Here is a 13,315-nt window from a genome sequence, read left to right as displayed (position 1 = left end):
CTATTGCTTTTTATATTAATTATTTATTTAAAAATTTCGTTATAAATTTCATCGTAGTATTTTACAGGAATGAATTGAACAACTTCTTTGACTTCTTTTGGAACATCACGTAGATTTTTTTCATTATCAAAAGGAATGAAAATTTTTCTAATTCCAAATTGTGTAGCAGCGAGTGATTTTTCTTTTAACCCACCAATTGGTAAAACTTTTCCTCTTAAGGTAATTTCGCCTGTCATACCAATGTTTGCTGGAACTGGTTTTTTTGATAATGCACTAATAATTGATGTAGTGAATGTAACACCAGCAGAAGGACCGTCTTTTGGAATGGCTCCCGCAGGAACGTGAATATGAATTGAATTTTCATCAAAGTTAAAGTCAATACCAAATTTTTCAGCATTTGCTCTAACATATGCTAATGCAATTTGCGCTGATTCTTTCATAACATCTTTTAATTGACCTGTTAATTTCAATCCTTCTTTACCAGGGAAAGTTGTAACCTCAATTGCTAATGTTGAACCACCAAAACTTGTGTAAGCTAAACCATTAACAACTCCAATTTGAGATTTATTTTCATTTTCATCATCTTCAAATTTAATTGGACCTAAAAATTCTTTAATAATATCTTGAGTAATGACAAATTTACCATCAATTTGTTTATCAAGAATTTTTACAACAATCTTTCTAGCAATGTTATCAATTAATCTTTGTAATTCTCTAACTCCACTTTCTCTTGTGTAATTTCTAATTAAGAATTCAAGATTTTCATCAGAAATATTTAATTGTTCTTTGTCAATGCAATTTTGTTTGCAAATTTTTGGAATTAAATATTTCTTTGCAATTTGAATTTTTTCAATTGTTGTATAAGTTGATAATTCAAGTAATTCAACCCTATCAATTAAAGCGGCCGGTATTGAATCGTAGTAGTTAGCAGTTGCAATGAATAAAACTTTTGATAAGTCATATTCAAGATCTAAATAGTGATCTTGGAAGTTAACATTTTGTTCAGGATCAAGTACTTCTAACATTGCAGATGTTGGATCTCCTCTAAAATCAGAAGACATTTTATCAATTTCGTCTAATAAAATAACAGGGTTTGAAACGCCAGCTTTTTTAATAGCGTTAATAATTTTTCCCGGCATTGCACCAACATAGGTTCTTCTATGACCTCTAATTTCGCTTTCGTCTTTAACTCCACCAAGTGAAATTTTGATAAATTTTCTTCCAAGAGCTTCGGCAATTGATTTTGCTAATGTTGTTTTACCAGTTCCTGGAGGACCGATTAAGGTTAAGATTGGAATATTGTTAATACTGTCATTGTTTAATTGACCTGATTTAGATATAAATAAACTTTTATCAATGAAATTAGATGGTTCATTTTTAATTTCAATGTAATTACTTGCTTCATTAGTTGCTTTTAATTGATTTTGTTTATGTGTTAATACAGAAATAAATTCCAAAATTCTTTCTTTTGGTTTTTCTAAACCATAATGGTGTTCATCTAAAATTCTTTTAACATTTTCTATATCAATGATTTCGTTAGAAACTTTTCTTCATGGCAATTTTCATAATAAATCAAGATAAGTTTTTGAAATGTTTGCTTCCGGACTTGATGGCATCATTGAAGCTAATCTTGATTGTTCTGATTTAATCGCTTCTAATACATATTCTGGATATATTTCTTTTAAATGTGGATTTTTTTCAAATTTATTTTCACTTGATTCAGTTCCATCTTCATTTAGCATTTTCTTAATTTGATTTAATTTTTCACGTAGCATAAAATCACGTTGTTGATTTTCCATATCGCCACGCATTGAAGAATTAATTTCTTTTTCTAACTTAATGTATTGAAGAATTTCACTATATTTTGAATAAATTCAATTCAATCTAACAGAACTGAAACTACTTAAAAATAGTTCATCTCATTTTTCTTTTTCATTAATTAATTTTTCAGACATTAATGCTAAAAGATGTCAAATAAAATCATGAATTGAAGATTTCTTTTTCTGACTATTGATATATTCTTCAATTTCAATATCCGCTCTAAGAATACTTCTTAAATAGCTAGGTTCTTCACCTTTTGATAAAGATTTATATAAGCCTTTTAGTTCGTCACTTGCATTTTTAATACGTTTAAAAATCTTATTAAATAATTCCTCATCTTCGTTAATAGCATCAATTTCTTCAAAAATAACGATGTTATTTTTACTTTCTTCGTTATCTAAATTATCAGAGGTTAAAGATGAAATTTTAACAAATTTTACTCCTTGTACTTTAACCATTTGAATACCATTATTGTCGGTTATTGAAATAATGTTAGCAACCATTGCAAATGAACTTAAATCGGTCAATTCGTAATTTGCTTTATTTGAGTTGTCATCTAAAATAAAACCAATAGCAATTTGGTTATTATATGATGTTTTGGCACTTACAACTGTTTCAATTGATTTTGGTTTTCCAACTTTAACTACATCTATTTCATTAGGTAATATTAATTGGTTTCTTATTGGAAGAAATGGTAATTGTTTCATAGTTGTCCTTTCATTATTATAAAATTTTAGCACTTTATTGAGTAGAGTGCTAAAATTTCTTATTTTTTATTTAAAAAGCTTTTTTCCTAATTTAATATATTCATTAATTTTCTCTTCAATATTTTTAAATGCTTGTTGATAAATATCTTCAGAATATATATCAATTCCAGCATCTTTTAAAATCTCAGCAGGTCAATTTATATCGCCAGATGATAGAAATTTAGTTATATAGTTTTCCAATGCTTCTTTTCCGTTTTTAATATATTGGTTATAGAAAATATTGGCAACGATATAACCTAATGCATATTTATAAACATAGAAGTAATAGTAATAATGTGGCACACGTACTGCATATGCATTACTTTTTAAACCTTTTTTAGTTTCTTTTGGATTTAATGAGTATTCTTTTGAGTTATTAACATAAATCTCTTCAAGTTGATCATAACTATTAATTGGTAGTTGTTGATCTATTTTACTATATAGATAATATTCGTAATTAGCTCATTCGGTTTGTTTTATAACAGTGCCAATAAAATCAAAAATTGAACGTTCGATAATATTAAATTTTTCTTTATCTGATTTAGCGTTTTTAACTAAATAATCAGTTAAAAGTAATTCATTAAAAATTGAGGCAATTTCTGCAAGAATAATTGGATATTCAGAACGATAAATTGATTGCGTTTTGCATGAATAATATGAATGCATTGAATGGCCCATTTCGTGACATAAGGTATTTACTGAACCTAATGTGCCATCAAAATTCATTAAAATGTATTTCTTATCAATACCATGTGATTCACCTATTGAATAAGCACCTGACATCTTAGAAGGAGCGTTGCAGTAATCAATTCAATTTTCGTTAATTGCTTTTTTAACAACTTCGTGATATTCAAAAGGCATAACTTTTGTAATATTTAACAATATTTCATTAGCTTCTTCAATTGAATATTTAGTTTTGACATCTACTAAATCTAAATTTCAATCTCATGGTCTCATTTTTTTATTAAATTTCTTTGTAAAAAATTTCTTTTTATATAAAGCAAATTTTCTAAAAATACCAATGTTATTTTTAACTGAATTAAATATTAAATGCAATAATTTTTCATCAACACAGTCTTCTGATAATATAGATTGCAATGCAGAAGTATATCTACGTTGTTTTGCATTAACTGAAATACGTTTAATATGTTGATATAACAATTTAGATAATGTTTCTTTTTTATCTCAAAATGCTTTGTTATAACTTGTATATGTTGTTTTTCTTAATTTCTCATCTTTATTTTTTAACAACATATAATAATTACCTTCAGTAATTTTATGTTTCTTACCTTTGCTATCAATTCCGTATCCAAAATCTATTTCGCTATCTGTTAATACAACAAAAATTTCTTCTAAATTTGGTTCTCCAATTGATGTTTCAGTTAGATAGTTTTCAACTTCATCAGATAGTTTGTGATCTAATTCATTTAAAGTTTTTTCTAAATCTTTTCTAACTTCTTTCAATTCCGGTAAATTCATTCATTTTTCAATAGTTTTTCTATGTTTTGCAATTCGATTGATTTCACTTCCCAATCTAGTTTGATATTCATTTAATTGATTTTCAAATTCAACTGATAATGAAGAAATTGATGAATCAGTTACGTTAATATTTTGTTTATTTGATAAATAGTTTGTAATTTTATTTGAAATAATCATTGAATCACCAAGTAATTTAATGTATTCAAGATATAGATTAAAATCTTCGTATTTTTGATCCTTAATTTCTATTAAACGTTCATAAATTGCAAAGAATTCATGTTTTCAATCATCTAATGTTTTACCTTGTAAAATATCTTTAAGATCAAAACGATATTGTTGTTCAATATCTTCGTATTTGTTATATTTTTTCATACTTTATTCCTCATTTTTATATGTAATTAAACTATTGACTGGAACGTTTAATTTCTCTCTACCTTTTAGATCAATTAATTCCATTAAAACAACAACTTTAATTACTTCAACACCTTGATGTTCTAATAATTTAATAATAGCTTCTACTGTTCCGCCTGTTGCTAATAAATCGTCAATAATAACTGCTTTTTGACCTTTTTTAACTAAATTATTTTGAATTTCAAGTGTGTTTTTTCCATATTCCAATATATAGTCATATGAAACAACTTTTCCAGGTAATTTTCCTGGTTTTCTAACCATAATAAATGGTTTTTTTAAAAATGCTGCCACTGGTGTTCCAAAAAGAAAACCACGTGCATCTGGGCCTACGATAATATCTACGTCCTTACATAGTTGAGCCATCTCTGAAATTGTATAATATAGTGCCTCACCATCAGCTAGTAATGGCGAAATATCTTTAAATTTAATTCCATTTTTAGGAAAATTTTCAATTGTATTAATATAGTTTTTTAAATTCATATTTGTATTATATATAATAAAATAATAAAAACAAATTATTTAGCTTAATTAATATAAAATAATTAATTAATATTTATATTGAATTTCAAGTGGAGGAACAATGAACAAAATTAATTTTTACGCCCTTGGTGGTTTAGATGAAAATGGAAAAAACTGTTATGTAATTGAAATTAACTCAAAACTTTATATTATCAACTCAGGGACAAAAGTTCCAATTAACACACATAATGGAATTGATACTTTAATTTGCAACTATGAATACTTAATTAAACGTCAAAACGACATTGTTGGTTTATTTTTAACCGACGTGCAAAATAAAAGCTTTTCAGCAATTCCTTGAATATTAATGCAAATTAGAGGTTTAAAAATTTATACATCTACTTTTAACCGTATTGTTTTATTAGATCGTATTTCAAAATATAACATTGAACATAATGAATTCCAAATTAATGTCATTGATAAACCGCAAAAATTTAATGACGTAATTGTAACTCCTTTTGAAATTGCTGGTGCAATGCCAGGACAACTTGGTTTCAATTTTGAATTAAATGATGGAAATATTCTATTTTTAACAAATTTTGTTGATGGTAATTTAGGACCTTATGGAAAAACTGATATCGAAGGAATTAAAAATCTTTTCAATAATAAAGAATTAAAAATCTTAATTATGGACGCAAATCGTTCAAACTATCCAGGAAAATCAATTGATAAACTTTGAGTTTCAAAGAAAATTGAATATAAGTTCAAAGAAATGAATACACCTGAAAACCAACATAAAAGAATTATTGTTGGTTTATATGACGAAGATATGATTACTGCACATGAAATTCTTTTACTAGCTAAAAAATATAATCGTCCTGTTATCACATATGGTCGCACCTATTCACAATTAATCACCCTTGTTAAAAAAATCAATAAAAATTTAGATCATTGACCCGAATTTATTGACTATCGTGTAGCTAATGAAGTCGATAATGCAATTATTTTAGTAACAGGTGCAATTGAAAGACTATATTTAAGATTTTTAAGAATCGCTTCAAATAATGACGTATACCTAACATTAAAAGATAGTGATGCAGTAATTATTATTGCTCCTCCTATTAATGGTCTTGAAGTAAATTATGCTTTAACATTAGATGAAATTGCAAGACATACATCAAATTTAATCGAACTTGGTGCTGATCAATATTATGCATGTAACCCCGCTAAACAAGATATCTATGATGTAATTAAAATATTAAAACCAAAATATTTCATTCCAATTCAAGGTTTATATCGTTATTTAGTTGTTGCTTCTAAAATTGCACGTGATGCAGGAATGAATTTAAATAATGCATTGGTTTTACAAAATGGAAAAGTAGCTGAATTTAACGATTGAAATTTAGTTTCACAAAAACATACATTAAGAAATATTGGCGATGTCATTATTGATGGGTTTGGTATTGGCGATATATCACATGAAGTAATTAAAGAAAGAGAAAACCTTGCTAGAGATGGAGTCTTAGCGCTTTCATGCTTAATTGATTATAAAACAAAGAAAACTATTAATGAATTGCAAATTATTTCATACGGATTAATTACCAAGGATAATAAAGAAGTTATTCATAAAATCGTTGAAGATCTCTTTAACAAAGAATTTGTTAACAAAAAAACAAGTGAAATTGATTTAAAAGATATTCAAGAGCGATTAAGAAAATCAATTAAAAGAAAAATTTATAAAGTATTAGAAAAAGAACCATTGGTTGTAATTACTTTATATGAAATCTAATATTGAATCAAATTCAGTTTCTTCTAAAAAACAAGTAGTTGAAAAACAATACTATTTTTCAAGAGACACAAAATTAATTTGAACATTCATTCTTTTTCTAACTATTTTCTTTATTGTTATTTCTTTTATCAACGTAAAATGAATTACATCCATTCATTCATATAGCATTAATATTGTTTTTGGTTGTTTTTCTATTTTATTCTATGCCTTAATCGTTTTGCTATGTTTAAGAAAAATATTCAATCTTAAAAAAACCTATTCTTTTAAGATTATTCATATTAGTTTAGGAAGAATTTCGTTTATCTTTTTTGCAGTTATTTTATTAACAACAGCAATTATGATGACAGCAATGTTAAAGAAAGATGATTTTACAACCGGTAAATCTTTCACATTTGTATTTAACAAATGATTTGAAAGTTTCAAAAATGGTGGAAACGAAGATCCAAATGCTAATTTATATCTACCAAATAAATATACTTTAGGTGTATTTGCAACAGCAATTTTTGCACTTCTTTCTATTTTTGGTTTAACAGCGGGTAAGGTTTTAACCTTTATATTTGCATTCGTTGCAATAATTAGCTCAATTATTTGTTTATTTATCAGAGATGAACGTTTTGCTTTAATGAGTTTAAATAAAGAAAAAAGAACTAAAGCAAAAGAAATGTTTAACAAAAATAAACAAAGCAATAAAAGCAAAATGATTAAAATTCATACTAACAATGATTCAAAATATGTTCCAATGAATTCATTCAACATCAATGAAAATAAACAATTTATCAATAATAATGCAAATAATGACACAAACCCACTTGATGCATTGAACGATACCCAAGAAAATGAAATAATTATTGAATCAGAAAATGACTTCGTTGAAGCAAAAACTGCAACCATAACTGTTGATAATAAACAGTTAAATAAAGATATTGAAACTCAATTAATAGATAAAACTGAAGTTAATGAATTAAACACCTTTGACATTGATGATGATCCATTTAACGAAACTGTTGAATTTAGTAAACCCGAAGTAGCTGATCAAGAAATTATTGAAGAAAATAAACCCACAAAAGAAAATAATAAGAAATACTCATTAATAAAAGACGAAGAAGATTTATTTTAAAAAACTTCGTTTTTTTTTTTTTTTTATTTTTTATAAAATTATAAATATGAACGATATAGAAAATAAAGAAACAACAACGAATAACAATGCACAAGAAACTACCAAAGAGGAGAAAAAAGATAAAAAATTTATTCCCCCAATTGACACAAACAAACTAGTAGAAAACCCTATTAAATATTTATTAAAGGCTACAGTTGATAACCTTGGTTATTATTTTAAGCAATATCTAGACAAAGAAATTAATGAAAATTTCAATATTGAAGATGACATTAAAAAAGATATTGAAAAAATGAATAACTTAGACAATGATATAAAACAAAAATATAAAGAAAATAAAGTTGGGAAACGTAAATTTGCAAATGGAGTCATTATATTTTTCTCAATATTAATTATTGGTCTATTCTTTTTACCTTTTTTATTGAAAAACAAAAAATATATTAACGAGTTTAACGAATATAAAAACAATATACTTCAAGTTAAGAATGAAATTTGAGCTAATAAAAATCAAAAAATTTGAGACATATTTAAAAGATTTCAATTTAATGACTTCATTAATGGAACATTGAAACAAATGGGTATTACAGAAGTATATAATTCTTTAGATTCAATTTATGCTTTTTCTCATTTAAGCGAAAATTATTTTACAAAAGACAAATCTTTCGTAAGTTTCTTACAAATGCAAACATATGACATTAGAAACTCTATATTTATGAATATGCTTTTAATTGAAGAGGAATGACAAATAATAACTACTCAAGCAAGCAAAACCTATTCATATACAGTAAATGGTGAAACTAGAACCACAACAGTAACAAGTTATCACCACGAAAGAACACCTTTTATGAATTTAAAACCTTATACAATAGTGCCAACAAAATTTTTACCAGAACTTGAATTCATGGAGTTAGAAGGTTTAACAAAAGGTGAATACAATAAGAAATATAAAAAAGGTGAATTCCTATTTGAAAATGAAGAATTTTGTAAAAATTATTGATTTTCATTCAATAATGAATTAAAAATTCTTACATATTTCCCACAATATGTACAAGAAAGATATATAAACTATAAAAACACATTAAAGGAATTGCAATTAAAAGAAAACAAGGTTTTCAAATCTAAGAAATACTTAATTTCTAAAAACGATTCTTATCACGATGCAGTATTGTCGATGATTGATTACGATTCAAAAATAAGAGTTAATTTAGCTACCAATCAAAATCTAACTATAAAAGAAATAATGAATGATTTATATCAACAATCAATTATGCCAATTATTTCAATCGCAAAAATATTGACAAAAATGTATTTAAATAAATTCATCGCATCTGAAAATTTAGAAATTGATACAGATAGTTATGTAATGACACATAAAGATTTACAAGAAATTAACAACAAATACGAAAAAAACCAAATTACAATCATGGGATTAAATGCAATTGGAAAATATCGTCCATACACAATCACACACCCTAGAAACGATAGAATTGGTTGATTTGATGTATGAAAAGTCGATATGGAATTAACAACTTATGGATTAAAAATGGATATTCCTTGAAATTCATATTATTACGAAAACGAAATCGATCATTCACAAGAAGTTTCTGTGCCATATAAAAGATATTACCCAATTGTTGAATTCAAAAGCATTCACATTATTGAAAAACAAGATAAAAATATTTACGATTTAAAAGAATTGAAGAATAAGTTATTAAAACAAATTACAGGTTTCAACATTAGTGCAGATAGAATAACACTAGAACAAGATGAATTTAATATCTATATATTCTTCGATACAATTGTAAAAACAACATGAGATTTTGCAATAGAAAATCTATATAAGATTTTGTATAATTAATATTAACTAATAAAGGAGAGAGATTATGTTATTTGATACAAGACAAACAGATGGAAATGAAAGCTTTAAACCACAAGTAGATAACTCAATTAAACCCGCTAAAGCAACTGGTGGTCAAAAATTTGGTTTCATTCTATTATGTATTATTACATTAGGAATATTCTATCTAGCAGCTGGCATTCCAAAAAGAAATCACTTATTAAGAAGAATGAATGATATTCAAGAAGCTGCTTCAACAATTCAAGCTTCTCAAAAGAAAAGAAGAGACATTCTTTTAAAATTAATGGATTCAGTTAAAGGATATTCAAAATTCGAAAAAGAAACATTAGAACAAATTACTAAATATCGTTCAAAAATTGAAGAAATTAGCAACGAAACAGACAAAGTTAAAGTTGAATCAATTATTTCTGAAGCGACGAGAGCAATTAACATTCAATTTGAAAGATATCCAGATTTAAAAGCTAGTGCACATTACATGCAATTATCATCTGAAATTGTTATTCAAGAGGAAGAAATTTATTCAGCAATTAGAAATTATAACTACAGAGCAAGAACATTCAACCAAGAAATATATACATTCTATACAGTTGTTATTGCTGAAAAATTAGGTTTGTACAACCAACCATTATTCAAAGCTTCTGAAGCTGAAACACAAGACGTTGATACATCTTCACTTTGAAAATAAATATTTTATAAAAATAAATTCGTCAGATTTTCACTGATGAATTTTTATTTATTTCTTTATTTCAATACTTTTTTTAAAAAATTACCTATTTTTTTGAATAAAAACCTTAAAACGTGGATTGAAAGACACTAATACTAACATATTATTAATTTACGAAAATTATATATCAATATCACTTGTTGCCCGCTATACCAAAAAATACATAGTATTTTTGGTATAATTTTATTGTTTTATAAAGGAGCTAATATGAGCAAACAAGAAGAAATTAATAAATATGGCGCAAGCAATATCCAAGTCCTAGAAGGTCTAGAAGCTGTAAGAAAAAGACCTGGTATGTACATTGGTTCAATTGGTTTCAGAGGATTACATCACTTAATATGAGAAATCGTTGATAACTCAGTTGATGAGGCAATGGCAGGATTTGCTACAACCATTGATATTTTGTTGGATAAGGATAATTCAGTCACCATTACAGATGATGGGCGTGGAATGCCAGTTGATATTCACCCTTCTACTAAAAAATCAGCAGTTGAAACTATTTTAACCGTTTTACACGCTGGTGGTAAATTTGATAGTTCAAACTATAAAGTTAGTGGGGGATTACACGGTGTTGGTGCTTCTGTCGTTAATGCATTAAGTGATCATTTTGAAGTATGAGTAAAAAGAAATGGTAAATTGCACTATCAAGAATTTAGAAATGGTGGAAAACCAGTTAAACCACTTGAAGTAATTGGTGAAGTTGAACCAAATGATACAGGTACTAAAGTTAAATTCCATCCAGACTATACAGTTATGGAAAAAGTTGATTTTGACTTTGGAACCATTGTAGACCATGCTAAACAAATTGCATATTTAAATAAAGGTTTGAAAATCAGCTGTGAAGACGTTGCAAAAAACGTTAAAAGAAATTTTTTCTTTGAAGGCGGAATCATTGACTATGTTAATGAATTAAACAAAGGAAAGAAAGTAATTATTCCAAACGTCATTTACGCATCAGGTAGTTTTAAGGATAAAACCGAAGGTAGTGAAGATGTTTTAGTTGAAGTTGCAATGCAATATAACGAAACATATTCATCAAACATTGTTTCATACGCAAATAACATTCAAACATCAGAAGGTGGAACTCATGAACAAGGTTTCTATGATTCACTAACTAGAATTTATAACAACTACGCAGAAGAAAACAAATTATTCAAAAATGCAAATGAAAAAATCAACCGTGATGACGTTAAAGAAGGATTAGTTGCAATTATTTCTATTAAACATACCGATCCTATTTTTGAAGGTCAAACCAAAGGAAAACTTGAAAATAAAGACGCTAGAATCGCAACTAACAAAGTAATTTCAGAATCACTTGAAAAATTCATGATTGAAAACCCAGATTTCGCTAAAGCAATTATTGATAAATGTCTAGCGGCACAAAGAACTAGATTAGCTGGTATTGCAGCTAGAGAGGCATCAAGAAAGAAAGATGGATTAGATTTAGGTAACCTTCCAGGTAAACTTGCTGATTGTTCAAGCAAAAACGCTGAATTAAGAGAATTATTTATCGTCGAAGGAAACTCGGCTGGTGGTTCAGCTAAAATGGGTCGTGACAGAATGACTCAAGCAATTTTGCCATTACGTGGTAAAGTAATTAATGCCGAAAAAAATGATTTCAGAACTGTATTAGCAAACAAAGAAATTGCTACATTAATTCATGCATTAGGAACAGGAATTGCTGACGAATTTAATATTAATAAACTAAGATACCACAAAATTGTTATTATGACCGATGCCGACGTCGATGGTGCACATATTACAACATTACTATTGACTTTCTTTTATAGAAAAATGCGTCCATTGATTGAATATGGTTTTGTATATATCGCTCAACCACCTTTATACAAAATTACTTCAGGTAAATTCACTGAATATGCTTATAACGATGCTCACAAAGAAGAAATACTTGCTAAATTAGAAGATAAAAGAAACATTAATATTCAAAGATACAAGGGGCTTGGAGAAATGGATCCGGAACAATTATGAGAAACAACAATGGATCCTGCTGTTAGAAAAATGCTTCAAGTACAAATTGATGATATAGCAAGTTGTGATACAATCTTCTCAACATTAATGGGTGAAGAAATTGAACCTCGTCATGACTTTATTCAAGAGAACGCGAAATATGCCTCAAATATTGACTTCTAATTGCAAACCTTTGGAACACCAAGGTTATACAAACACTACATACAAAGATGAAAATCAAAATTATTTCATCAAAGCAAAAAAATATGACGAATTCAATCATAAAATCGATTATTCAATCCTAAATAATTTAAAATTTAGCCCCAAAACTATTTACGATGATCAACAATATCTAGTCACTGAATGAATTGATGGTAAAACCTTATCAGAAGATATCTCACCAAGTGATGAACAACTAAAAATCATTGCGACAAATTTAATTACATTACATAATTCAAAATTAAAATTTCCTAAAGAAAATCAAGTCGCAAGACGTTTTAAGGTTTATCGTGATTTAGTTAAAAAACACAACCGTAAAATTCCCATACTTGATAAATACTTTAAAAAAATTAATTTATTTTTAAAAAACATTGATAATTCAGCTCCGGTACATAATGATTTATGACTATTTAACATGATTCAAAATCAAGAGGATATTTATTTTATTGATTGAGAATACGCTTCAATGGGAGATGTACACTTTGATTTGGCATACTTTATTGAAGGAAGTAATTTAGATGCTAGACAAGAAAAAGTTTTTCTTGACGCATACGGAGATGACTTTGAACCTAAATATCTGTTAGTACATAAAATAATTGTTAATGCATTGTTTATTTTATGAAATCAAAAACATGACAAACTAGTTTTTGATGACACAATCTATCAAGAACGTGTCGAAAAATACATGCAACAATACCTAGAACTTTACAAAATATAAATATATAGA

At 26.9% G+C, this 13,315-nt stretch carries 9 protein-coding genes; 6 read left to right on the top strand and 3 right to left on the bottom strand.

Annotation, left to right across the window (positions count from 1 at the left end):
- Positions 1 to 23: 23 nt before the first annotated feature.
- The 3 genes from lon to EXC28_RS00915 form a co-directional block, all read right to left on the bottom strand.
- Positions 24 to 2,528 carry an endopeptidase La gene (lon, locus tag EXC28_RS00925; RefSeq protein WP_112541179.1) on the bottom strand — a complete coding sequence of 835 codons (2,505 nt, stop codon included), beginning with the start codon at positions 2,526 to 2,528 and terminating at the stop codon, positions 24 to 26.
- Positions 2,529 to 2,594: 66 nt separating this feature from the next.
- Positions 2,595 to 4,418 carry an oligoendopeptidase F gene (gene pepF / locus EXC28_RS00920; protein WP_029330733.1) on the bottom strand — a complete coding sequence of 608 codons (1,824 nt, stop codon included), beginning with the start codon at positions 4,416 to 4,418 and terminating at the stop codon, positions 2,595 to 2,597.
- A 3-nt stretch (positions 4,419 to 4,421) separates the two neighbouring features.
- The gene (locus EXC28_RS00915) at positions 4,422 to 4,937 is read right to left on the bottom strand and encodes an adenine phosphoribosyltransferase (protein ID WP_029330731.1); all 516 of its coding nucleotides are present in this window, start codon (positions 4,935 to 4,937) and stop codon (positions 4,422 to 4,424) included.
- A 100-nt stretch (positions 4,938 to 5,037) separates the two neighbouring features.
- On the opposite strand from EXC28_RS00915, the gene EXC28_RS00910 reads away from it, so the two are divergent.
- The 6 genes from EXC28_RS00910 to EXC28_RS05470 all read left to right on the top strand — a co-directional run bounded on the left by EXC28_RS00910 (position 5,038) and on the right by EXC28_RS05470 (position 13,306).
- The gene (locus EXC28_RS00910; protein WP_029330729.1) at positions 5,038 to 6,705 is read left to right on the top strand and encodes a ribonuclease J; all 1,668 of its coding nucleotides are present in this window, start codon (positions 5,038 to 5,040) and stop codon (positions 6,703 to 6,705) included.
- A complete protein-coding gene (locus EXC28_RS05485) occupies positions 6,695 to 7,822 on the top strand; it encodes a hypothetical protein (RefSeq protein ID WP_029330727.1) in 1,128 nt (375 codons plus the stop codon). Before EXC28_RS00910 ends, EXC28_RS05485 begins: the two co-directional genes overlap by 11 nt.
- 46 nt (positions 7,823 to 7,868) lie before the next feature.
- Positions 7,869 to 9,677: a hypothetical protein gene (locus tag EXC28_RS05480; protein ID WP_029330650.1), complete on the top strand. Its 1,809-nt coding sequence runs from the start codon at positions 7,869 to 7,871 to the stop codon at positions 9,675 to 9,677.
- A 25-nt stretch (positions 9,678 to 9,702) separates the two neighbouring features.
- The gene (locus EXC28_RS05475) at positions 9,703 to 10,362 is read left to right on the top strand and encodes a LemA family protein (protein ID WP_029330651.1); all 660 of its coding nucleotides are present in this window, start codon (positions 9,703 to 9,705) and stop codon (positions 10,360 to 10,362) included.
- 246 nt (positions 10,363 to 10,608) lie between these two features.
- Positions 10,609 to 12,552, top strand: a complete 1,944-nt coding sequence (gene gyrB, locus EXC28_RS00890) for a DNA topoisomerase (ATP-hydrolyzing) subunit B (RefSeq protein ID WP_029330653.1) — start codon at positions 10,609 to 10,611, stop codon at positions 12,550 to 12,552.
- A complete protein-coding gene (locus EXC28_RS05470; protein ID WP_029330655.1) occupies positions 12,530 to 13,306 on the top strand; it encodes a phosphotransferase in 777 nt (258 codons plus the stop codon). Before gyrB ends, EXC28_RS05470 begins: the two co-directional genes overlap by 23 nt.
- Positions 13,307 to 13,315: the final 9 nt, after the last annotated feature.

The sequence above is a fragment of the Metamycoplasma cloacale genome, from assembly GCF_900660735.1.
GTDB classification, from domain to species: Bacteria; Bacillota_I; Bacilli_A; order Mycoplasmatales; family Metamycoplasmataceae; genus Metamycoplasma; species Metamycoplasma cloacale.
This window is presented reverse-complemented; position numbering and strand designations above follow the sequence as displayed.